This is a genomic window from Caballeronia sp. INML2 (assembly GCF_023631365.1).
GTDB classification, from domain to species: Bacteria; Pseudomonadota; Gammaproteobacteria; order Burkholderiales; family Burkholderiaceae; genus Caballeronia; species Caballeronia turbans.
Genome location: NZ_JALQDH010000046.1, coordinates 152,784 through 174,208, shown reverse-complemented (window position 1 = coordinate 174,208; position 21,425 = coordinate 152,784). Strand labels below are relative to the sequence as shown.

Here is a 21,425-nt window from a genome sequence, read left to right as displayed (position 1 = left end):
CCGTAAATCCGACGGTTTGTTACGATAACCCTCCACGATCGGAGATGGCATTCATGAGCACATCGAGCACGACCGGCACCACGAGTACCTTGTCCCTGCTGAAGCTGCTTCCCGGCGCCGGAGCGGAATTCGGTCCCGCCGCGTCAGACCTCGTCGCCCACGTGCTGTCGCATGACCGTTTCGATGCGGCCGCGAACGTGAGCGCGCCGCGCGAAACCTTCCGCGGCGTCACCGTCGACGACGCCATGAACGACGAGTACGTGTTTCCGCTCGGGCGCACCGGCCAGTCGATCGTGCTGACGGGCTACCGGATCGCAGCGGGTTTCATCGCCGAACGCGCCGCTGACGAATGGCTCGAACTCGCGCACAGGGAACGTCTCGCAAAAGGCTTGCCCGCCACGCCGCAGGGCAGCGAGCCGCACCTCGCGCCCGATCCCGCCGAAGCCGATCAACTCCTCGAGCGCGCCTACGATTGCGCGCAGCGCATCCTCGATCCGGTCGCGGGCGGGCAGGTGCTCTCGCTCTTCGAGACGCACTATCGCGGCGGGCGGGAATTCCTGCGCCTCACGTGGGAAGGGTTGCCGGAAGATCTCGTGCCCGAGTCGCGCCGCCCGCTCGCGGCGCTTGCAGCCGCGGTGCAAAACGGCGAGCGGCGCGAGAAACGCGACTACGATCCCTACGGCCTCGACGGTGTCGATGATTACGATGTCGACCGGCCTCTCGCGTACCGGGAGAAGATCGGGCCGTTTCTCTTCACGATGACCTATCGCCACGAGTATCCCCAGGTCGATGACGAGCGGCTCGGCACCGCGTTCGCCGTGTTTCACGAAGCGGGCAGCGACATCGTCGCGGCGGCGGTGCGCCTGCAGCTCGTCAAGGTGCCGCCGCTCACGAGCAGCGCCGATCTCGTCTATACGCTCGACACGTACTCGGGCGAGATGCTCTCGCTCGCGCTCGCCGCCACCGAGGCGCTCGGCCCCGAGAAGCTGTGCGAGGTGTTCAATGCGCATCGCGTGATTTACATCAGCCTGTGGGAAGTGCGCAAGCCGTGGCGCGGCGAGGGACTAGGCGTCGCACTGCTGCATCAGGCGCTGGAGCGGCTTCCCCTCGATGTCGATGGCCGGCCCAACGCGCTGTGCGTCGCGCCCGAGCCGTATCAGACCGAGATGCGCCACTTCGAAAAACTCCCCGGCGTCCTGCGCGAGGAGCTGAAGACGCCGGCGAAACGGCTCGTTGCGCATCTGAACAGTTGGCTCGAACGCTCGAAGCTGCCGATCGCCACACATTTCTTCGTGCCGATGGCCAAGCACGCGGGCATCGGCTCGGCGGGCGAGAACGCGCGGCTCATCGACAAGATCATGGAGAGCGAGGCTTAAGCGGCATGCTCGTTATCGTCGACATGCAGGCGCGGCTGCTGCCGCATCTGGATGGCGCCGGGCGGGTGACGGCGCGCGTCGGCACGCTGCTGCGCGCGGCGAATCTGCTGGACGTGCCGGTGGTCGTCACGGAACAGAATCCGCACGGGCTCGGCGGGACGGTGGACGCGCTGCTCGCAGATATTGGGCTGGCAAAGGTGATCGAAAAGCACACCTTCGATGCGACGCTCGCGCCCGCCTTCGTCGATGCACTGCCGCCCGCGCCCGCGACAATGTGGGTCGCCGGCGCGGAGGCGCATGTGTGCGTGCTGCTCACGGTGCTCGGGCTGCTGCGCCTCGGCTATCGCGTGGAATACGTGGCGGATGCGGTCGCGTCCCGCCGCGCGGAAGATCGCGCCGTCGCGCTCGAACGGGCGAGGCAGGACGGCGCGCGGCTCACGACCGTCGAAACGGCGATCTTCGGCTGGCTCGGCAGTTTCAGGCATCCGCGCTTCAGGGACGCGCTCGCGCTCATCAAATGATGCGCGGATCGGTGCTTAATTGCCATCGCGCCACCGGCCCAGCGCATCCGCGACGCGCGCGATCACATCGTCCCATTGGCCGGGTTTGGTCTGCCTGAACAGACGCGCTTTCGGGTACCAGACCGATTCTTCGCCGTCGATCAGCCAGCGCCAGCACGGGTTCGAAGGCAGTAGCATCCACACCGGCTTGCCCAGCGCGCCCGCGAGATGCGCGACCGACGTATCCACGGCGATGACGAGATCGAGCGAGGCGATGATCGCGGCCGTATCGGCGAAGTCCTGGACATCGTCCATCAGGTCGAGCGGCCGAAAATGCGGCGGCAGGGTGTCGAGTTGCGCGCGCGCGACCGGCGCCTTCTGCAGATTGACGAAGCGCACGCCGGACACGCCGAGCAATGGAACGCATGCTTGCGCACTGATCCAGCGGCGGGCGTCGAACACGGACGGCCGCGGCTCGGCCATCGCCGCGAAGCCTATCTTCGGCACCTGCGCGGGCAGCCGGCTGCGCCAGTGTGCGATGCGCTCTTCGTCCGCGGCGATATAGGGGGTGACGTTGGGAACGGTGTCGTACGTGGTTCCGAGCAGCGCCGGCAGGCTCATCAGCAAACACCAGTAGTCATGGTGCGCGAGGCTGTCGATGGCGTCGCCGCCGATGCAGATGTCGACGCCATCGATCGAGCTGAGCAGCGCGGGCGCTAACGGCGATGCGAACGAGAGCGTCGTTAGCCCTTGCGACTTCAGCATCGGCAGATAGCGGCAAAACTGGAAAGTGTCGCCGAATCCCTGTTCATGGAGCACGAGTATCGACTTGCCGGCCAGCGGCTCGCCTTGCCACCGCGGAAAAGGGAAGCTCGGCGGGAACATGGGCCGCTGCCGCTCACTAGTGTCGTAGCGGGATTCCATCAACGGCCAGCCTTCCGCATACGCTCCAACGCGCAGCAGCGCTCCGCCCAGATTGAGCCGGGCTTCCCCCGAATCCGGATCGAGTTCCACGGCGCGCCGAAACGTCGCCAGCATTTCGTCCGCGCGCGCGGGGTCCTCCTTGAGCAGGTTGCCGAGCGCGATGTACGCCGGCAGGTAATCCGGCTGGACCTCGATCGCGCGACGGTATGCCGCTTCAGCCTCGTCGATACGCTCAAACCCGGCAAGGGCCGTGGTTCGATAAATCACCTGGCCCAGGTTGTAATGAGCGCCGCTCAACTCGGGCAATTGATCGGCCAGACGGCGATAGACGTCCTCCAGACCCGCGTCTCGTCCATCCGTTTCAAGTATTTCCGCCAGTCCCTGATATGCACTCGCCAGACGCGGATTCAATTCGATGGCCGCGCGATACGTGCGCTCGGCTTCCTCGCGGCGCTGCAAGGCGGCGAGTGCGCTACCCAAGCCAAAATGCGCGTCGGCCCAGTTCGGGCGGTTGTAGATCGCAAGTCCAAAACATTCCCTCGCTTCTTCGGGGCGCGCCTGCTTCATCAGTAGCTTGCCCAGGCTGTAATGCGCCGACGCGAAGTCCGGCCGCAATTCGAGCGCCCGTCGCAGCGACTGCTCCGCGTCCGCGATCCGCTCCTGCAGCGCCAGCACATTGCCGAGGTTGTAATGCGCTTCGGCGAAATCAGGCTTCAGATCGAGCGAGCGCCGGAACATCGCTTCCGCTTCAGGAAACCGTTTCAGTTGCTCGTAGAGGTTGCCGAGATTGTTGTGGACGCCCGGGTGCTGCGGATGGTCGGCGACCGCGCGCTGCCAGTACGCCTCGGCCAGATCCACGCGATTCATCGCATAAGCGCATCCGGCCGCGAGATTGAGCGCCTCGACATCGGCGTGAGGGCGATCGAGCAGCGGCGACAAAACGGCCAGTGCCTCGCCGTACTGATTCGCCGAATAGTGCTGCATCGCGCGATGATAAGGATCGAGCATGACGGACCTCAGGGATTGAAAGGTGCTTGCGCGCCGCGATATCGCATGTCGGCGATCGCGGCGACGAAAATCATGCAATTTTGAACCGCGCGCGCGCGTGCAGACGTCACAAAGCGTTGCTTACGCCGGATCGTTTAGCGAAACGATCGTCCCGTTTTCGAGCATGGGCGCGCATGAGCGCCGGAATCCGATCCGAGACGCCGCCGCATGGCATCGGACTTGCTGCACCTCACCGGTTGCGGGACGACGAACGTTCGGTTCCCTTACAGTCGACGAGCGATCGCGACCCCGCGCCTCATACGCCTCCCGTGAACTCGAACATCGGCGCTCCGCCCGATCCGTCGCAATCGGTCGCGAGCCAACAAGCCTATAAAGATTCGAGCCGGCGCGGCGTCCTTCCGAACGAGCGAGGAGAACCGATCCCCATGTCCCCAGCCGATACCCATCCCCACGACGCCAGCGACACGGCGCAGAAGCCGTCGCGCCGGCGTTTCCTTCAGTCGGCCGCGGCGGCGGCGGCCGTGAGCGCCGCGCCGCTCGCGCATGCGCAACAGCAAGCCGCGGCGACGCCAGCCGCCGCACCGCCGCCCGCCGCCCTGCCGATGATGCCCGTGAAGCTCACCATCAACGGCCATCCGTATGAATTGCAAGTGGAAGCGCGCACGACGCTGCTCGACGCGCTGCGCGAATACGCGAACCTCACGGGCACGAAAAAAGGCTGCGACCGCGGACAGTGCGGCGCGTGCACGGTGATCGTAGCGGGCCGGCGCATCAACTCGTGCCTTACGCTCGCGGTGATGCACGACGGCGAATCCGTCACGACCATCGAAGGCCTCGCGCCCGATGGCGACACGCTCGCGCCCATTCAGCAGGCGTTCATCGAGAAGGACGCCTTTCAGTGCGGCTACTGCACGCCGGGGCAACTATGCTCGGCGACGGCGCTCATCGACGAATACCGCAAAGGCGACGCGAGCGCCGTCACCGCCGACGTGCGCTTTCGCCCGGCGCAACTCTCCGACGATGAAATCCGCGAGCGCATGAGCGGCAACATCTGCCGCTGCGGCGCGTATCCGAACATCGTCGCGGCGGTGAAAGCCGTCGCGTCGGGCAACGCCTAAGGGAGACGCACATGGACGCGATCTCCTATCAGCGCGCCGCGGACATCGGTTCCGCGCTCTCGGCGGCGGGCCAGCCGGGCACCATGTTCATCGGCGGCGGCACGAATCTGCTCGATCTCATGAAAGGCGGCGTGATGCGGCCGGTGAGACTCGTCGATATCACGCACATCGACGCGCTCGACGGCATCACCGCGCTGCCCGACGGCGGCCTGCGGCTCGGCGCGCTCGTGCGCAACAGCGACGCCGCAAACCACGCCTGGGTGCGCGAGCGCTACCCGCTCTTGTCGCAGGCGCTGCTCTCGGGGGCGTCGGCGCAATTGCGCAACATGGCGACCGTCGGCGGCAATCTGATGCAGCGCACGCGCTGCTCGTACTTCTACGATCCGGGCTTTCCCCAGTGCAACAAGCGCGCGCCCGGCAGCGGGTGCGCGGCCATCGATGGCATGAATCGCATGCACGCGATTCTCGGGGCGAGCCGTCAATGCATCGCGACGAATCCGTCCGACATGAGCGTCGCGCTCGCCGCGCTCGATGCCGTCGTGCGCGTCACCGGCCCGAACGGCGAGCGGACGATTCCGTTCGCGGAATTTCATCGCCTGCCGGGCGACAGGCCCGATCTCGACACCACCTTGCAGGCGGGCGAGCTGATCACGTCCGTCGATCTGCCGCCGCCGCTCTTCGCGGATCACTCGAAATATCTGAAGGTGCGCGACCGCGCGAGCTATGCGTTCGCGCTCGTGTCCGTCGCGGCGGCGTTGCAGATGGACGGCAACACCGTGAAAAGCGCGCGCATCGCGCTCGGCGGCGTCGCGCACAAGCCGTGGCGCGCGAACGCGACCGAACAGGCGCTCGCGGGCAAATCGCTCGACAAATCGACGCTGCAAACCGCCGCCGCACTCGCCGTGCAAGGCGCGGCGCCGCAGCGCGACAACGCGTTCAAGATCGCGCTCGCGCAGCGTGCGATCGTGCGCGCGCTTCAACAGGCAGGAGGTGTCGCATGACGTTCATCGGACAACCGCTCGATCGCACCGACGGCGTGCTCAAGGTCACCGGCCAGGCGCGTTATTCGGCCGACAACAGCGACGCGAAGCTCGCGCATGCGGTGCTCGTGACGAGCACCGTCGCGAGCGGCCGCATCGCTTCGATCGACACGAGCCGCGCGCAATCGATGCCCGGCGTGCTGCTCGTGATGACGTATCAGAACGCGATGCGTCTGCCCAACGGCGGCGTTCCCGACGCGCAGCCGCCCGCCGTGCGCAAGTTGACGCTCCTGCAAACCAACCAGGTGCGTTACAGCAACGAGCCGGTGGCGGTCGTCGTCGCCGATTCGCTGGAGCACGCGCAAGGCGCCGCGCGTTACGTGGACGTGCGCTACGAGGCCGCGATGCCCAATGCCGATTTCGCACGCGCGAAGGCCTCCGCGTATCAGCCGGAAAAGATGATGGGCCGAGCGATCACGACGAAGCGCGGCGACGTCGACGCCGGCTTGCGGCAAGGCCCGACGCGCCTCGACGCCGTCTACACGACGCCTTACGAGCATCACAACCCGATGGAGCCGCACGCGACGGTCGCACGCTGGGACGGCCCGAAACTCACGCTCTACGACGCGACGCAAGGCGTGTCCGGCGCGAAAAGCGCGGTGGCGAAGTTCTTCGGTATCTCCGAGGACGACGTGCGCGTGATCTGTCCGTTCGTCGGCGGCGGCTTCGGCTGCAAGGGTTCGGTGTGGTCGCACGTCGTGCTGGCCGCGATGGCGTCCAAGCAGACGGGCCGGCCCGTCAAGCTCGTGCTCGAGCGTCCGCAGATGTTCGGCATAGTCGGCAACCGTCCGTACACGGAGCAGCGCATCCAGATCAGCGCGCGCGACGACGGCACCATGACCGGCATGCGTCACGACGTCATTTCGACCACATCGACATTCGAGGACTGGACCGAGAGCTCGGCCATCGTCACGCGCATGCTCTACGCGGTGCCGAACCAGTCGACGTCGCACAAGCTCGTGAAGCTCGACATCGGCACGCCGACCTTCATGCGCGCGCCCGGCGAGACGAGCGGCTCGTTCGCGCTCGAAACGGCGATGGACGAGATGGCGTATCAGTTGAAGATGGACCCGCTCGCGTTGCGCCTGAAGAACTACGCGAACATGGAGCCGCAGGAGAAGAAACCCTGGTCGAGCAAGGCGCTGATGGAGTGCTACACGCGCGGCGCTGAGAAGTTCGGCTGGGCGCGGCGCAGCGCGGCGCCGCGCTCGATGCGCGAAGGCAACACGCTCATCGGCTGGGGTGTGGCGACAGCGACATATCCGGCGAACCGCAGCGAGGCATCGGCGGTTGCGCGCATCCTGCCCGACGGCACCGCGATGGTCGCCTCCGGCACACAGGATCTCGGCACCGGCACTTACACGATCATGACGCAGGTCGCCGCCGACGCGCTCGGCTTTCCGCTCGATTACGTGCGCTTCGCGCTCGGCGATTCGTCGCTGCCGAAGGCGCCAGTGTCGGGCGGCTCGCAATCGGCGGCGAGCGTGTCGCCGGCGGTGCGCGCGGCGTCCATAGAGGCGCGCGATCAGCTCATCTCGATGGCGTTGGCGGATCGCGGATCGCCCGTCGCCGGTCTCGCGCGCGAGGACGTGACGGTGTCCAACGGCTGGGTCGTGAGCCTCTCGAATCCGGACAAGCGCGATCCGGCGGCGGCCGTGATCGCGCGCAACGGCGGCCGCGCGATCGAAGCCGTCGCGACGACGCGCCCAGGCGATGAGAAAAAACAGTACTCGTTCCACTCGTTCGGCGCGGTGTTCGCCGAAGTGCATGTCGATGCCGATCTCGGGATCGTTCGCGTGCCGCGCATCGTCGGGGTGTACGACGTCGGCACGCTCTTCAACGAGAAGACCGCGCACAGTCAGTTGATGGGCGGCATCGTGTGGGGCGTCGGCTCGGCGCTTCTCGAGAAAAGCGAGCTGGATGCGCGCTACGGGCGCTACACCAACGCGAATCTCGCGGAGTACCACGTGCCGGTGAACGCGGATATCGGCACGCTGGATATTTCGTTCGTCGGCCAGCCCGATCCGCATATCAATCCGCACGGCGCGCGGGGCATCGGCGAAATCGGGATAACGGGCGTGGCGGGCGCGCTCGGCAACGCGGTGTATCACGCGACGGGCGTGCGCGTGCGCGACCTGCCGATCACACTCGACAAGATATTGCCGCCGACGACGGCCTGACGTGAAACGATGCACGCGGCGGTCATCACGACCGCCGCGTGCTTTTTTTATGCTTGCGACGATCTTCGATGCGCCGCACAATTCCTCTTCGATCCCCACACGAGCAGCCGCGATGACCTATTCGTCGAACGCGACCGGCATCCTGCTGGCAGCGGGTTTCGGCACCCGCTTCGACCCGTCCGGCCGCCACAACAAGCTGCTCGCCACCCTGCCCGACGGCACGCCCGTCGTGTTTCAATCGGCGCGCAGGCTGCTCGCGGTCGCCGCCGAAGTGATCGCGGTAGTGCGGCCCGGCGCGGAAAAGCTCGCCGATGTTTTGAACGAAGCGGGTTGCAATGTCATTTTCAGCATCGATGCCGAGCGCGGCATGGGCGCGGCGCTCGCCGCGGCCGTGCGCGCGACATCGGAATCCGATGGCTGGCTCGTCGCGCTGGGCGACATGCCGTGGATAGAAGCCGCGACGTATGAAGCGGTCGCGCGGGCGCTCGACGCCGGCGCCGGACTCGTCGCGCCGTTTTATCAGGGCACGCGGGGGCATCCGGTGGGATTCGGCATGGCGCATCGCGAGGCGCTCGCCGCGCTCGACGGCGATGCGGGCGCGCGCGGCATCCTTTCGACTCACGCGCCGTTCATCGTCGAGATTGATGATCCGAATGTGCTGCGCGATGTGGATGTGCCGAGCGATCTCGGCCAGGTCTAAAGGCGGTTCGTCCGCGCCAGGTTGATTCGGATCATTAAATAAATGTGCGCGGAGCGGCGAGCGTGGCCGGCCGCGCTCACGCCGCAATCGCCACCGAATCCGCCGAATCGGCGCCGTCCGTCCCGATCGGCAAATAACGCCTGCCGACTTCCAGCAGCGTCGCACCGAATCCTTTCTTCGCCCGAAAATCCGTCCGCGCACTCGTCACCACGCGCGGCGACGCGCTCCATTCGATCTTCGCGCCGATCGCCACCAGCGCCTCGACGAGCGCCACATCCTCGCTCGACTCGAGCGGCGCAAACCCGCCCGCCTGCATGTACGCCTTCGCCGACACGCCCAGGTTCGCGCCATGAATATGCCGATGCCCGTCCGCGTCGGTGTACGTGCGTCCGAAGTGCTCGCGCACCGCGCCGATATGCGGCGACCAGTCGTGCACGCCGATCACGCCGCACACCGCATCCGCGCAGCAGTCGAGCTGGCGCACGAGCCAGTCTTCGGCAACGGTCGTATCGGCGTCGGTGAAGGCGAGCCAGCGCGCGCCCAGCGCGAGCGCCCGCTCGGCGCCATGCGCGCGCGCCACGCCGACGTTGCGCGCCTCGATGCACCACACGTGCGCACCCAGCGCCCGCGCGATGTCGGCGGTTTCGTCGGCGCAACTGTCGGCGACGACGATCACGCACGCCGCCTCGCCGAGCAACTGATGATGATCCGCAGCGCGCCGCGCGGCCGCTACGCACGCGCCGATATGCGCGGCTTCGTTGTGAGCGGGAATGACGATGGCAAGCATTTCGGCTCCGTGTGTAAGTGTGTCCGCAGGCAATCGAACGCCGCGATGGATGAATTTCAGCAATGAGCGTTCCCATGTTTCAGCGCCCGCCACATCGGCGGTCAAAGGGCACGATCGTCGCGAAATAGTTGCCGGAAAGCGCCGCACATCGCTAGAATCACTGTATGGATATACAGTACTTTTCTGATTCCGCTCGCCGATGAAATGCGTCACCATCGACCCGTCGTTTGCTGCCTGGCGTTCCGAGGCGCGCGCGCTCCTCATGGAGGGCGCGCATCCCGCGGACGTGCAGTGGCGCGAAACCGATGCCTCGGCCACGGTGTTCGGCTCCATCGATCCGCCCGCGCCCGGCTCGGTCGATCCGAACGCGAAGAAGCCCGTGAAGGTCGCGCGCGAATTCCTCGCCATGCTCGAAACGGCGGCGTGCTACCGCGCGCCGGACCGCTGGCCGTTTCTCTACAAGGCGTTGTGGCGCTGGACGCAGGGTGATCGCGCGATCGCATCGTCGGATGACGGGGACGGGCATCGGTTGCGCCGGATGATCGAATCGGTCGAGGCCGAGGAGCGTGAGATGCGCAGCAAGCTGCGCTTCCGTCATCGCGATTCCTCGCTCGGGCCGCCCGAGTTCATCAGCTGGTTCGAACCGGTGCACGACCTGCTTGAGCACGCCGCGATGCACTTCGCCACCCGCATGGGCAGCGCCACGTGGATGATCGCCACGCCGCACGGCGCCGCTTTCTGGGACGGCGCGCTGTTGCGCGTGGACCGCACGAGCGAGCCGGAGGAAAAGCCGATGGACTTCGGCGACACCGCCATGAGCGGCGAGGCGGTGAGCGGCGACGCCATCGAGGCGCTCTGGCTCGCGTACTACGAAAGCACGTTCGCGCCTGCGCAGGCGAACGCCGCCGAAATGGCGTCGCATATGCCGGTGCGCTATTGGAAAAGCCCGCCGAACGCGCGCACCGATCCCGCGCTGATCTCCCGCGCCGATCCTTATTCGCGGCGCGACCGCCATCCGCGCAACGTGCCGCCCGAGATGGAAGTGACCATCAACACGGATCTGGAGCCGATCAAGGGCACGCTGCTGACGGAGCCGCCGTCGCTCGACGCGTGCAAGCGCTGCGCGCTCTGGCGCAACGCGACGCAGGCCGTGCCGGGCGTCGGTCCCGCCGATGCGCGCGTGATGCTGGTCGGCGAACAGCCGGGCGATCAGGAAGATCGCGAAGGCAAGCCGTTCGTCGGTGCGGCGGGCGCGCTGCTCGACGAAGTCCTCGCCGAGGCCGCGCTTCCCCGCGCGTCGCTCTATCTGACGAACGCGGTGAAGCACTTCAAATGGGAAGCGCACGGCGAGGAACGCGCGCATCTCGCGCCCGCGCAGCGTGAACGCGAAGCCTGCCGCTACTGGCTCGAGGAAGAACTGAAGCGCATCGCGCCGAAAGTCGTCGTCGCGCTCGGGGCGACGGCGTTAAAGGCGCTCACGGGGCATCGCACGGCGTTGTCCGAGTATCTTGGCAAGACCATCGAGCACAAGGGTCACATCATCGTGCCGACCTATCACCCCTCGTATCTGATGCGCCTGACCGACGACAAAGTGCGCGCGGAAGTTTTCGGGACGATCGTCGAAGCGCTCGTCTTCGCGCAGCAGATCGCGGACGGCACCGCAACCATCCGCACGCCGGTCGGGGACCGGACGCGCTAGATGCAACAGGACGAAACAGGCGCAACAAGACGAAAGCGCCGTCAACGTTCCTGTAAGCCGCGCGTTATACCGGTGTCGCGCCGCTTTGGCGCTCACCGATGGTCCCGACGACAACCTCCATGGCCGCTCTCCCGCTCGAAGAACTCCGCCGTCAAGAATCTAACGTCGCCCTCGTGCCGAAATCGGCCGGGCAACTGCAGACCGAACGCGAGCGCATCATCGCGCGCCTGCAAATCCTGCTGAACGTGACCATCGCCGTGGCGCTCGCGGGCGTGGCGCTCATCGCATGGCTGCCGTTCTCGCCGGTGCCGCACGAATTTCGCTTCGGCGCGCAGGAAGTGCTCGGCGTCGCGGTGTTCGCGTCGTGTCTGTTCATCCTGCACGAGCGCGCCGAACTGGAACTCGGCCTGTACGACTACGAACCCGTCGAGCAGACGACGCAAGGCGAATTGCGCGCGCTGCTGCATCGCGTACCGGAAGGCATGTCCTATCAGGACGCGCTCGCCGCCGACAAGCGCACGTTCGTGACCGGCGAAGTCGAGCGCATCCGCCGCCGCGCCGAAGCGTTCACGCCGAAGACGCTGCCCGCCGACGACGGCAACGCGGAAACCTGAGCACCCCGCGCCGCGCCAAGTCAACGAAAGCAGCACGAAAGCCGCCGCCTCGCCATCCCGAGGCGGCGGTTTTTTTACATCGACGCTGAACGTCGCTCGCCTTGACGAGTGCCGCCGCGCCTCCTTCAATACGTGACAGATGCCGCAACCGACGGTCAAACTGTCACGCTTCAGGACGCAAGCTGTGTCCATCGCGTGGCGCTTGCAGGCTATCCGCGCGACAGGCGCCCCGGGCATGACGGGTGCTTGCCAAATGCGCGGCCGCCGCGATTTTGCGGACATCGAACGAGGCCACGCCACTTGCAGGAGCCAGGATGCGAGCCAATCCCCTTTACACGTTGCGCGACGACCTCGCGAGCGCGCTCGTTCCCGACGCGCCGAGCGTGATCCCATGCGCGGACGCAGTGCCGCCCGCAGCCGATCACGACGACCCCGGCGCCTACGACGAACTCGCCGCGTTCCACGGCATCGAGCGCGAGCGCCTCGTGCTGATTCATCCGGGCAGCCACCACGCCGCGCCCGCGTGGCCCGCGCAGCGTTATGCCGATGTCGCCGACCAGCTCGCCGCCGATGGCTGGCAGATCGCGATCGTCGGCGACGCGCCCGATCCCGAGCGCACCGCCGGCGTGCTCGGCGCGATGCAGACGGCCGCGCTCTTTCTCGCGGGCGCGGTCGCGCCGGCCGCGCTGCCGCGTCTGATCGCCAATGCGCGCCTGCTCGTGTCCGACGACGCCGCCGCGTCCTCGCCCGTCGCCGCGGCCCGCGCGCTGGGCACGGCGCATATCGTCCTCGACGAGCATCCGCGCGACACGAACAGCGACGCGATCGTCGCCCGCGCACGCGCCGCGCTGTCGAACACCGGCGACGCGCATCCGGGAGCGCCGTTCACGCTGCACATGCCGGCGGCGCACGAGTCCGTGTAGCGCCGGTCCACCTTGCGGGGAACATCATGAAATTCGACATGCAGACCAGTCCCGTTCCGGATCCCATCGCGGACCCGAACCGCGATCCGGAAGCCGATCCGCTTACGCCGCCTTCGCCGGGTCATCGTCCGGAAGAGCCGCAGCATCCCGACGCGCCGCCCGACAAGGACCCGATCCGCCGTCTCTGAGCCGACGCTTTCCCTACGGGAATTCCCGCCCTACAACCGCCGCCCTTGCCTGCCGTAAAGCGGGCATGCGGCGGCGCGCGCCGTCGCACCAGACAACGCAAAGAGGCGACGGCGCAACATGAACAGAATGACGTTGAACAAGAAGCTCGGCTCGCTGATCGCCGTGCTGTGGATCGGCCTGATCGCGATTGGGATCATCGGGGCGTGGCAGAACCGGACGTCGATGATCGACGACCGCAAGGAGCAGCTAAAGACCCTCGTCAACGAGGCGCACGCCGTGACGGCGCACTTCGCCGCGCTCGCCGCGAACAAGACGCTCACCGAAGAGGAAGCGAAGAAGCGCGCGCTCGAAGTGGTCGGCGCGATCCGCTACGGCACGGACGGCTATCTGTCCATCAACGATTCGCATCCGACGATGGTGATGCACCCGATCAAGCCCGCCATGAACGGCAAGGATCTTTCGTCCTATGCCGATCCGGCGGGCAATCGCCTGTTCGTCGATATCGTGAAGGCAGGCGATCAGCCGGGCGGCGGCTTCGTCAGCTATCTGTGGCCCAAGCCCGGCAGCGACAAGCCGGTCGGCAGGCTCTCCTACTCGCAGCGCTTCGCTGCGTGGGACTGGTATCTCGTCACCGGCATGTACATGGACGACGTGCAGAGCGCGTTCTGGGCGAGCGCGCTGCGCTGGCTCGGGATCACGGCGTTGCTCGGCGGCATCGCGACGGTCGCGATGCTGATCGTCCTGCGCAGCATCAAACGCAATCTGGGCGGCGAGCTGGAGCTCGCGGTCGACGCCGCGCATCGCATTGCGCGCGGCGATCTGACGAGCACGGTCGATGTTCATCCGAACGACACGACGAGTCTCCTGCACGCGCTCGACACCATGCAGCGCGGTCTCGTCGAGACCGTCTCGCGCGTGCGCAACGGCACGGAGAACATCAACGTGGGCGCATCGGAGATCGCGGCGGGCAATACCGATCTGTCGCAGCGCACCGAGGAGCAGGCCGCGTCGCTCGTGCAGACCGCGTCGAGCATGGACCAGATGACCGCCAACGTGAAGAACAACGCCGAAAGCGCGGCGCAGGCGGCGCGGCTCGCGGAGCAGGCGGCGGATGTGGCGACGCGCGGCAGCGGCGTCGTCGACGACGTGATCGACACGATGACGCGCATTACCGCGAGTTCGCAGCAGATCGGCGACATCATCGGCGTGATCGACGGCATCGCGTTCCAGACGAACATCCTCGCGCTCAATGCGGCCGTCGAAGCGGCGCGCGCGGGCGAACAGGGACGCGGCTTCGCGGTCGTGGCGGCCGAAGTGCGCAGTCTCGCGCAGCGCTCGGCGACGGCGGCCAAGGAGATCAAGGCGCTCATCGAGACATCGACGCAGACGGTGCAGCAAGGCGCGTCGCTCGTGACGAACGCGGGCGCGACGATGACCGAGATCGTGCAATCGGTGCGCCGCGTGAACGAGATTCTCGACGAGATCAGCCACGCGTCGCACGAGCAGAGCGCGGGCATCGAGCAGGTGAACCGTGCGGTCGTCGAGATGGATCAGGTGACGCAGCAGAACGCCGCGCTCGTCGAAGAGGCCGCCGCCGCCGCGCATTCTCTGAAAGATCAGGTGGATGTGCTGCGCGAGGCGATCGGAAGTTTCAGGTTGCCGGCGTAAGGCTTTCGGTCACGCGAGAAATCGTTCGACGAGCCGCGCCCAATACGCCGCGCCGACCGGCAGGTTCTTGTCGTTGAAGTCGTAGTGCGGGTTGTGGACCATGCAGCCGTCCTCGCCCGCACCGTTGCCGAGGCGCAGGAACGAGCCGGGCCGCTGCTGCAACATGAACGCGAAATCCTCGCTGCCCATCAGCAAATCCGCGTGCGCGACGACGTTTTGCTCGCCGACCAGTTCGCGCGCCACCTGAATCGCGAACTCCGTCTCCGCGTCCGAATTGACGACGACCGGATAGCCTTCCAGATACTTCACCGTCGCGGTCGCGCCGTAGCTCGCGGCCTGCGATTCCACCAGTTCCTTGATGCGGCGCTTGAGCAGTTCGCGCACGTGCGGATCGAACGAGCGCACCGAGAGTTCGAGCGTCGCGCGACTGGGGATGACGTTGTTCACCGTTCCGGCGTGCATCGAGCCGACAGTGACGACGGCAGGCTGCGCCGGATCGACGTTGCGCGCGACGATCGTCTGCAGCGCCATCACGATGCCGGACGCCACGACGACCGGATCGACGCTCAGATGCGGGCGCGCCGCGTGCCCGCCGACGCCGTCGATCACGATCGACACCTGATCGCCCGCCGCCATGAACGGCCCCTTGCGGAACAGGAACGTGCCGGGCTGCGCGCCGGGATGGTTGTGCACGCCGAACACGGCGTCGCAATGAAAGCGTTCGAAGAGCCCTTCTTCGATCATTTTCTGCGCGCCGCTCGGCACGCCGTGCTCTTCCGCCGGCTGAAAATACAGATGCACCGTGCCGCTGAAGCGGCGCGTACGCGCGAGATGGCGAGCGGCGCCGAGCAGCATCGTCGTATGGCCGTCGTGGCCGCAGGCGTGCATCTTGCCGTGCGTCTCGCTCGCGTAGGGCTTGCCCGTCTGCTCGATGATCGGCAGCGCGTCCATGTCGGCGCGCAGGCCGATGCTCTTCGTGCCGTCGCCCGCTTTCAACGTGCCGACGACGCCCGTGCCGCCGACACCGCGCGTCACCTGCCAGCCCCACGCTTCGAGCCGGTCCGCGACGAGCGCCGCGGTGCGCGTCTCCTCGTAGGACAGCTCCGGATGACGGTGGATGTCATGGCGAATCTCGCGCAGCGAAGGCGCGTCGTCGGAGAGATCGGCGATGACGGTGAAGTGTTGGTCGGACGAAGTCGTCATGGAGAAGCCCTTGCTGAGATGAGTCGTGCGGCGCGGCGTGCCGGCCGCGTGATGCGGATACATGGAAAACGGCGCACATGATCCTCCACATGCGGCGCGGTTTCCAGTTCTTCGGGGATTTTTTTTGGTTGAACGAAAGCGAACCGTGAAGTTTCGCCCGGCTTCACTGCACAAAGCGGTCGATCACCCCGGCAAGCTTCCCGAAAGCCGGCGCGATTTCATCGTCCGGCACACACGCATAACCGATCAGCAAACCGGATTCCGCGTCGCGCCGACGCGCGTAGTACCCCGACAACGGCCGCACGACGATGTCCTCGGCGAGCGCCGCGGCGGCGAGCGCGCGATCATCGATCTCCTTCGGCAGCTTCAATACGAGATGCAGCCCGGCATCGCCGCCGGCGATGGCGAGCGTGTTGCCGTAGCGCCCGGCGATCGTCGCGAGCATCGCGTCGCGGCGCTGGCCATAGAGCGCGCGCATCCGCCGGATATGCGAGGTGAAATGTCCCTGCTCGATGAACTCCGCGAGCACCGCCTGCTGCAACAGCTGCCCCTCGCGATACAGCTCGGCGCTCGCGGTCGCGAAGCTGTCCGCGAGCGCTTCCGGCACCACGACATAGCCGATGCGAAGCCCCGGAAACAGCGTCTTGCCGAAGCTGCCGACGTAGATCACCTGCCCCGCCGGATCCATGCCCTGCAGCGACGCGAGCGGCCGGCTGCCGTACCGGAACTCGCTGTCGTAATCGTCCTCGATGATCCAGCAGCGGTGCTGGCGCGCGTATTCGAGCAGCATGCGGCGGCGCGCGAGGCTCATCACCATGCCGAGCGGATATTGATGCGACGGCGTGACGAGCATCAGCTTCGGCGGCGACGCGATATCGGCGGGCGTCGGCGCGATGCCTTCGGCATCGACGGGAATCGCCTTCAGATCGAGGCCGGACACCTGCAACACGCTGCGCACGCCCCAGTAGCACGGATCCTCGGTCCAGATCGTGTCGCCCGAATCCGCGAGCAGGCGCGCGGCGAGGTCGATCGACTGATGGATGCCCGTCGTCACGACGATCTGCTCGGGCGTGCAGCGCACCGAGCGCGAGGTGCGCAGATAGTGAGCGAGCGCGTGGCGCAGCCCCGCGTGGCCGCCGCCGGGCGCATAAGTGAGCAGATCGGGCAGCGGCTTGCGCCAGTATTTCGCGTGCAGCCGGTTCCACACGCGTGACGGAAAGCGCGACACGTCCGGCACGCCCGGCATGAACGCCCCGCCCTGGCGCTTCGACACGCCCGCGCCCGAAATCAGCCGTGCGCCGCGCGTGGAAAGCGTCGATCGGGTATCGGCCGAAGCGGCGGCCGCGGGCGGCGCATCGTCGAAAAGGATCTCGTCGGGCGCGCTGTCCGCGACGAACGTGCCGCGCCCCGTCGCCGACGAGACGTAGCCTTCGAGCGCGAGTTGCTCGTAGACCTGCGTCACGGTATTGCGCCCGACGCCCAACTCCGCCGCGAGCAGCCTCGACGACGGCACTTTCGCGCCCGCCGCGAGCTCGCGCGTCAGGATCGCCTGCTGCAGGAGCCGATGCAATTGCCGGTAGATGGGCTGGCCACTCGTGCGGTCGATGCGCTGCGCCAGCCAGTCGGAGAGCACGCTCGCGCGGAGGGACATCGAATTGGCTCCTATAGATTTATTGAAATGGCTCTGAACTTGAGGGCCAAATCTTACTATAGTCGTCGTTAAGTTCAGTCGGCCGATGCGGCCAACCATCGACATGCGCTCTCGCGCGAAGGAGATTTCCCTGTGAGCACCAACCTCAAGAACGCCGACCTGCACGCCCGCAAGAATGCCGCGACTCCGCGCGGCGTGGGCGTGATGTGCGACTTCTACGCGGCGCGCGCCGAGAACGCGGAATTGTGGGACGTCGAGGGCCGCCGTTTCATCGACTTTGCGGCGGGCATCGCGGTATGCAACACGGGGCATCGCCATCCGAAGATCGTCGAGGCGATCCGCGCGCAACTCGACTGCTTCACGCACACCGCGTATCAGATCGTGCCGTACGAGTCGTATGTGTCGCTCGCCGAGAAAATCAGCGCCCGGGCGCCGGGCTCGCACGCGAAGAAGACGGCGTTTTTCACGACCGGCGCGGAAGCCGTCGAGAACGCGGTGAAGATCGCGCGGGCGGCGACGGGCCGTCCCGGCGTCATCGCCTTTACGGGCGGCTTCCACGGCCGCACGCTGATGGGCATGGCGCTCACCGGCAAGGTCGCGCCGTACAAGATCGGCTTCGGGCCGTTCCCGTCGGACGTCTATCACGCGCCGTTCCCGAATGCGCTGCACGGCGTGTCCGTCGCGGATTCGCTGCGCGCGATCGAGCATCTGTTCAAGGCGGATATCGAGCCGACGCGCGTCGCCGCGATCATCTTCGAGCCGGTGCAGGGTGAAGGCGGTTTCAATGAGGCGCCCTCGGACTTCGTGCGCGGCCTGCGCAAGATCTGCGACGAGCACGGCATCCTGCTGATCGCCGATGAAGTGCAGACCGGCTTCGCGCGCACCGGCAAGCTTTTCGCGATGGAGCACCACGGCGTCGTGCCGGATCTGATGACGATCGCGAAGTCGCTCGCGGGCGGCATGCCGCTGTCGGGCGTCGTCGGGCGCGCCGAGATCATGGATGCGGCCGCGCCCGGCGGTCTCGGCGGCACGTATGCGGGCAATCCGCTGGCGGTGGCGGCGGCGCACGCGGTGCTCGACATCATCGACGATGAAAAGCTCTGCGAGCGCGCGACGGTGCTGGGCGACAAGCTCAAGGCAAAGCTCGAAGCGCTCAAGGGCGATGTGCCGCAAATCGCCGATGTGCGCGGGCCCGGCGCGATGATCGCCGTCGAGTTTTGCAAGCCTGGTTCGCATGACGCGGATGCGGCCTTCGCCAAGCTCGTGCAAACGCGTGCACTGGAGCGCGGTTTGCTGCTGCTCGTGTGTGGCGTCTATTCGAACGTTGTTCGGTTCCTGTTTCCGCTCACCATTCAGGAACAGGTCTTCGATGAAGCTATCGGGATTCTTGAAGAGGTGCTCGTCGAGACGGTTGGTGTTGCCGTTTGATTTCTGATTCTTGATGCGCGAGGCGCGGCTCTTGGTGCCTCGCGTAATGTTTTCGTTTGTTTGCTTGGGATTTCGTGGAATCCGGCAACAACAACAAAAAAAGCCCCAAGAGCCAAACCAGGGACTCACAAAGACATGAACTTGAAAGACCAACTGAAGGATCCGACGCTGCTGCGTCACGCTGCCTACATCGACGGTGAATGGCAGCAAGCCGACGACGGCGAGACCTTCGACGTCATCAACCCGGCGAATGGTGAATCGCTCGGCGCCGTACCGAAGATGGGCGCGAACGAAACGCGCCGCGCCATCGATGCTGCCAACGCCGCATGGCCCGCATGGCGCAAGAAAACCGCAAAAGAACGCGCAATCATCCTGCGCCGCTGGTTCGACCTGATGACCGCCAACGCCGATGATCTCGCGCTGATCCTCACGACCGAGCAAGGCAAGCCGCTCGCCGAGGCAAAGGGCGAGATCGGCTATGCGGCGTCGTTCATCGAATGGTTCGCGGAAGAAGGCAAGCGCGTTGCCGGCGATACCCTCGCGACGCCCGCCGCCGACAAACGCATTGTCGTGACGAAGGAGCCGATCGGCGTGTGCGCCGCGATCACGCCGTGGAATTTCCCCGCCGCGATGATCACGCGCAAGGTTGGCCCGGCGATCGCGGCCGGCTGTCCGATCGTCGTGAAGCCCGCCGAAGCGACACCTTTCTCCGCTTTCGCGATGGCCGTGCTCGCCGAGCGCGCTGGCTTGCCGAAGGGCGTGCTCAACATCCTCACCGGCGACCCGAAGGCGATCGGCGGCGAAATGACGAGCAACCCGATCGTGCGCAAGCTGTCGTTCACCGGCTCGACCGCCGTGGGGCGTCTGCTGATGGCGCAAAGCGCGCCGACAGTCAAGAAGGTGACGCTGGAACTCGGCGGCAACGCACCGTTCATCGTGTTCGACGACGCCGATCTCGACGCCGCCGTGGAAGGCGCGGTTGCATCGAAGTATCGCAACAGCGGCCAGACCTGCGTGTGCACGAACCGCTTCTACGTGCACGAGCGCGTCTACGATGCGTTCGCGCAAAAGCTGGCGGCGGCTGTCGGCAAACTCAAGGTCGGGCTCGGAACCGAAAGCGGCGTGGCGCTCGGTCCGCTCATCAACGAAGCGGCGGTGAAAAAGGTCGAATCGCACATTGAAGATGCAGTGGCGAAAGGCGCGTCGATCGCGTCGGGCGGCAAGCGTCACGCGCTCGGTCACGGATTTTTCGAGCCGACCGTGCTGACCGGCGTCACGCCCGACATGAAAGTCGCGAAAGAGGAAACGTTCGGTCCGCTTGCACCGATCTTCAAATTCTCGTCCGACGATGAAGTCGTGCGCCTCGCCAACGACACCGAGTTCGGTCTCGCGGCGTACTTCTATAGCCGCGACATCGGCCGCATCTGGCGCGTGGCCGAAGCGCTCGAATATGGCATGGTGGGCATCAACACCGGGCTGATTTCGAACGAAGTGGCGCCGTTCGGGGGCGTCAAGCAGTCCGGACTCGGACGCGAAGGCTCGCATTACGGCATCGACGATTACGTCGTCATCAAGTATCTCTGCATGGCAGTCTGATCGCGCGTTTCGCCTCGTGTGATACAAAAAGCCTCGACACATGCGTGCCGAGGCTTTTTGTTTGCGCCGATTCCCGGCGAGTTACTTCGCCGAGGCGACAGGCGTGACCTGCACCGCCGTCGCCGAGACGAACACGGCGTGGATCATGTCGCCCTTCTTGAGTTTCTGCGCCGCGAAGTCCGGCGTGAGATCGAATGTCTCCGTGCGCCACGGGCCGCGCAACGTGATCCTGCGCTTCTTGCTGTCGACGTTCTCGACCGTCGCGAGGACTTCGACCTGACGTGCCGCGTCGAAGCCCGTCACACCGTTCTCGCCCGACGTCGGCTGGTACGCCGTCGTATCGACACGCGCGCGCTCGCCCTTACCCTTCACCTTTTCGGCGCTCACGAGCAACGCGTTCTTGTAGAGCACATCGACCTTGTCGCCGACGTGCAGCTTGTCGAAGTTCGTGACTTCCTTGGTCACCAGCACGGTTGCGTCCCCGCGCGGACCGCGGACCATCAGCGTGCGGTTGGCGGCGTCGATACCGATGATCGTCGCCTCGACGCGTATCGGCTCGGCCACGCTGACGACCTTCTGGGCGGACGTTGCGAGCGGCTCGTTCTGAGCCATGGCAGCGCCCGTCGACGTGATGATTGCCGACGCGCAGAGAATCGATATCGCAAACAGTTTCACGTTCATAGCATGCATCCCTCTTTTAGATTTGTAGTGCAGATTATTCAACTTTATTGACCACTGCCTTAGCGACGGGGCCGCGTTATATATACCGCGCGACACAGTGCGAATCCAACTCATCACACGATATGTTACGAGTCGACCTG

General features: G+C 66.1%; 18 protein-coding genes. 13 read left to right on the top strand and 5 right to left on the bottom strand.

Going from position 1 to position 21,425, the window contains the following annotated elements; all coding sequences use genetic code 11:
• Positions 1-53: 53 nt before the first annotated feature.
• Positions 54-1,376, top strand: coding sequence for a hypothetical protein (locus NCT32_RS15520; protein ID WP_061118359.1), 1,323 nt, complete (start codon positions 54-56; stop codon positions 1,374-1,376).
• Between the two features lie 5 nt (positions 1,377-1,381).
• The gene (locus NCT32_RS15515) at positions 1,382-1,897 is read left to right on the top strand and encodes an isochorismatase family protein (RefSeq protein ID WP_061118220.1); all 516 of its coding nucleotides are present in this window, start codon (positions 1,382-1,384) and stop codon (positions 1,895-1,897) included.
• Between the two features lie 15 nt (positions 1,898-1,912).
• Here the strand turns inward: NCT32_RS15515 and NCT32_RS15510 are convergent, their stop codons facing one another.
• Entirely contained in the window at positions 1,913-3,808 is a 1,896-nt protein-coding gene (locus tag NCT32_RS15510) for a tetratricopeptide repeat protein (protein ID WP_061118221.1), read from the bottom strand.
• A 425-nt stretch (positions 3,809-4,233) separates the two neighbouring features.
• Here NCT32_RS15510 and NCT32_RS15505 point away from each other — a divergent pair, with 425 nt between their 5' ends.
• From NCT32_RS15505 to NCT32_RS15490, 4 genes are all read left to right on the top strand, one after another.
• The gene (locus tag NCT32_RS15505; protein ID WP_061118360.1) at positions 4,234-4,926 is read left to right on the top strand and encodes a (2Fe-2S)-binding protein; all 693 of its coding nucleotides are present in this window, start codon (positions 4,234-4,236) and stop codon (positions 4,924-4,926) included.
• A gap of 11 nt (positions 4,927-4,937) precedes the next feature.
• Entirely contained in the window at positions 4,938-5,927 is a 990-nt protein-coding gene (locus tag NCT32_RS15500; RefSeq protein ID WP_061118222.1) for a xanthine dehydrogenase family protein subunit M, read from the top strand.
• On the top strand, positions 5,924-8,146 hold the full coding sequence (locus NCT32_RS15495) for a xanthine dehydrogenase family protein molybdopterin-binding subunit (protein WP_061118223.1): 2,223 nt from the start codon (positions 5,924-5,926) through the stop codon (positions 8,144-8,146). Before NCT32_RS15500 ends, NCT32_RS15495 begins: the two co-directional genes overlap by 4 nt.
• Before the next feature lie 112 nt (positions 8,147-8,258).
• Positions 8,259-8,846 carry an NTP transferase domain-containing protein gene (locus tag NCT32_RS15490; protein WP_061118224.1) on the top strand — a complete coding sequence of 196 codons (588 nt, stop codon included), beginning with the start codon at positions 8,259-8,261 and terminating at the stop codon, positions 8,844-8,846.
• A gap of 76 nt (positions 8,847-8,922) precedes the next feature.
• Here NCT32_RS15490 and NCT32_RS15485 read toward each other — a convergent pair whose 3' ends face one another.
• Positions 8,923-9,633 (bottom strand): glycosyltransferase family 2 protein, encoded by a 711-nt coding sequence (locus NCT32_RS15485; RefSeq protein ID WP_061118225.1) that lies wholly within the window; start codon positions 9,631-9,633, stop codon positions 8,923-8,925.
• A gap of 199 nt (positions 9,634-9,832) precedes the next feature.
• Here NCT32_RS15485 and NCT32_RS15480 point away from each other — a divergent pair, with 199 nt between their 5' ends.
• The 5 genes from NCT32_RS15480 to NCT32_RS15460 all read left to right on the top strand — a co-directional run bounded on the left by NCT32_RS15480 (position 9,833) and on the right by NCT32_RS15460 (position 14,726).
• A complete protein-coding gene (locus NCT32_RS15480) occupies positions 9,833-11,332 on the top strand; it encodes a UdgX family uracil-DNA binding protein (RefSeq protein WP_061118226.1) in 1,500 nt (499 codons plus the stop codon).
• Positions 11,333-11,451: 119 nt separating this feature from the next.
• A complete protein-coding gene (locus tag NCT32_RS15475) occupies positions 11,452-11,946 on the top strand; it encodes a hypothetical protein (protein WP_061118227.1) in 495 nt (164 codons plus the stop codon).
• Between the two features lie 314 nt (positions 11,947-12,260).
• Positions 12,261-12,869, top strand: coding sequence for a glycosyltransferase family 9 protein (locus NCT32_RS15470; RefSeq protein WP_061118228.1), 609 nt, complete (start codon positions 12,261-12,263; stop codon positions 12,867-12,869).
• Positions 12,870-12,895: 26 nt separating this feature from the next.
• On the top strand, positions 12,896-13,057 hold the full coding sequence (locus NCT32_RS15465) for a hypothetical protein (protein ID WP_250477320.1): 162 nt from the start codon (positions 12,896-12,898) through the stop codon (positions 13,055-13,057).
• Between the two features lie 127 nt (positions 13,058-13,184).
• A complete protein-coding gene (locus tag NCT32_RS15460) occupies positions 13,185-14,726 on the top strand; it encodes a methyl-accepting chemotaxis protein (protein ID WP_250490436.1) in 1,542 nt (513 codons plus the stop codon).
• 9 nt (positions 14,727-14,735) lie between these two features.
• On the opposite strand, the gene NCT32_RS15455 is transcribed toward NCT32_RS15460, so the two are convergent.
• Together NCT32_RS15455 and NCT32_RS15450 are read right to left on the bottom strand one after the other, a co-directional pair.
• Entirely contained in the window at positions 14,736-15,929 is a 1,194-nt protein-coding gene (locus NCT32_RS15455; protein ID WP_250477319.1) for a M20 aminoacylase family protein, read from the bottom strand.
• Positions 15,930-16,092: 163 nt separating this feature from the next.
• Positions 16,093-17,580, bottom strand: a complete 1,488-nt coding sequence (locus NCT32_RS15450; protein WP_061118229.1) for a PLP-dependent aminotransferase family protein — start codon at positions 17,578-17,580, stop codon at positions 16,093-16,095.
• Between the two features lie 132 nt (positions 17,581-17,712).
• On the opposite strand from NCT32_RS15450, the gene gabT reads away from it, so the two are divergent.
• Together gabT and NCT32_RS15440 are read left to right on the top strand one after the other, a co-directional pair.
• A complete protein-coding gene (gabT, locus tag NCT32_RS15445) occupies positions 17,713-19,008 on the top strand; it encodes a 4-aminobutyrate--2-oxoglutarate transaminase (protein ID WP_086961038.1) in 1,296 nt (431 codons plus the stop codon).
• Between the two features lie 135 nt (positions 19,009-19,143).
• On the top strand, positions 19,144-20,604 hold the full coding sequence (locus NCT32_RS15440; RefSeq protein ID WP_061118230.1) for an NAD-dependent succinate-semialdehyde dehydrogenase: 1,461 nt from the start codon (positions 19,144-19,146) through the stop codon (positions 20,602-20,604).
• 81 nt (positions 20,605-20,685) lie between these two features.
• Here NCT32_RS15440 and NCT32_RS15435 read toward each other — a convergent pair whose 3' ends face one another.
• Positions 20,686-21,285 (bottom strand): hypothetical protein, encoded by a 600-nt coding sequence (locus NCT32_RS15435; RefSeq protein WP_086961040.1) that lies wholly within the window; start codon positions 21,283-21,285, stop codon positions 20,686-20,688.
• Positions 21,286-21,425: the final 140 nt, after the last annotated feature.

Bases quoted from the DNA above. Each gene is read 5' to 3' on its own strand.
- NCT32_RS15470 (WP_061118228.1), top strand. From the start codon at position 12,261: ATGCGAGCCAATCCCCTTTACACGTTGCGCGACGACCTCGCGAGCGCG.
- NCT32_RS15510 (WP_061118221.1), bottom strand. From the start codon at position 3,808: ATGCTCGATCCTTATCATCGCGCGATGCAGCACTATTCGGCGAATCAG.
- NCT32_RS15505 (WP_061118360.1), top strand. From the start codon at position 4,234: ATGTCCCCAGCCGATACCCATCCCCACGACGCCAGCGACACGGCGCAG.
- NCT32_RS15440 (WP_061118230.1), top strand. From the start codon at position 19,144: ATGAACTTGAAAGACCAACTGAAGGATCCGACGCTGCTGCGTCACGCT.
- NCT32_RS15490 (WP_061118224.1), top strand. From the start codon at position 8,259: ATGACCTATTCGTCGAACGCGACCGGCATCCTGCTGGCAGCGGGTTTC.
- NCT32_RS15485 (WP_061118225.1), bottom strand. From the start codon at position 9,633: ATGCTTGCCATCGTCATTCCCGCTCACAACGAAGCCGCGCATATCGGC.
- NCT32_RS15460 (WP_250490436.1), top strand. From the start codon at position 13,185: ATGACGTTGAACAAGAAGCTCGGCTCGCTGATCGCCGTGCTGTGGATC.
- NCT32_RS15520 (WP_061118359.1), top strand. From the start codon at position 54: ATGAGCACATCGAGCACGACCGGCACCACGAGTACCTTGTCCCTGCTG.
- NCT32_RS15480 (WP_061118226.1), top strand. From the start codon at position 9,833: ATGAAATGCGTCACCATCGACCCGTCGTTTGCTGCCTGGCGTTCCGAG.
- NCT32_RS15500 (WP_061118222.1), top strand. From the start codon at position 4,938: ATGGACGCGATCTCCTATCAGCGCGCCGCGGACATCGGTTCCGCGCTC.
- NCT32_RS15495 (WP_061118223.1), top strand. From the start codon at position 5,924: ATGACGTTCATCGGACAACCGCTCGATCGCACCGACGGCGTGCTCAAG.
- NCT32_RS15435 (WP_086961040.1), bottom strand. From the start codon at position 21,285: ATGAACGTGAAACTGTTTGCGATATCGATTCTCTGCGCGTCGGCAATC.
- NCT32_RS15515 (WP_061118220.1), top strand. From the start codon at position 1,382: ATGCTCGTTATCGTCGACATGCAGGCGCGGCTGCTGCCGCATCTGGAT.
- NCT32_RS15455 (WP_250477319.1), bottom strand. From the start codon at position 15,929: ATGACGACTTCGTCCGACCAACACTTCACCGTCATCGCCGATCTCTCC.
- NCT32_RS15450 (WP_061118229.1), bottom strand. From the start codon at position 17,580: ATGTCCCTCCGCGCGAGCGTGCTCTCCGACTGGCTGGCGCAGCGCATC.
- NCT32_RS15465 (WP_250477320.1), top strand. From the start codon at position 12,896: ATGAAATTCGACATGCAGACCAGTCCCGTTCCGGATCCCATCGCGGAC.
- NCT32_RS15475 (WP_061118227.1), top strand. From the start codon at position 11,452: ATGGCCGCTCTCCCGCTCGAAGAACTCCGCCGTCAAGAATCTAACGTC.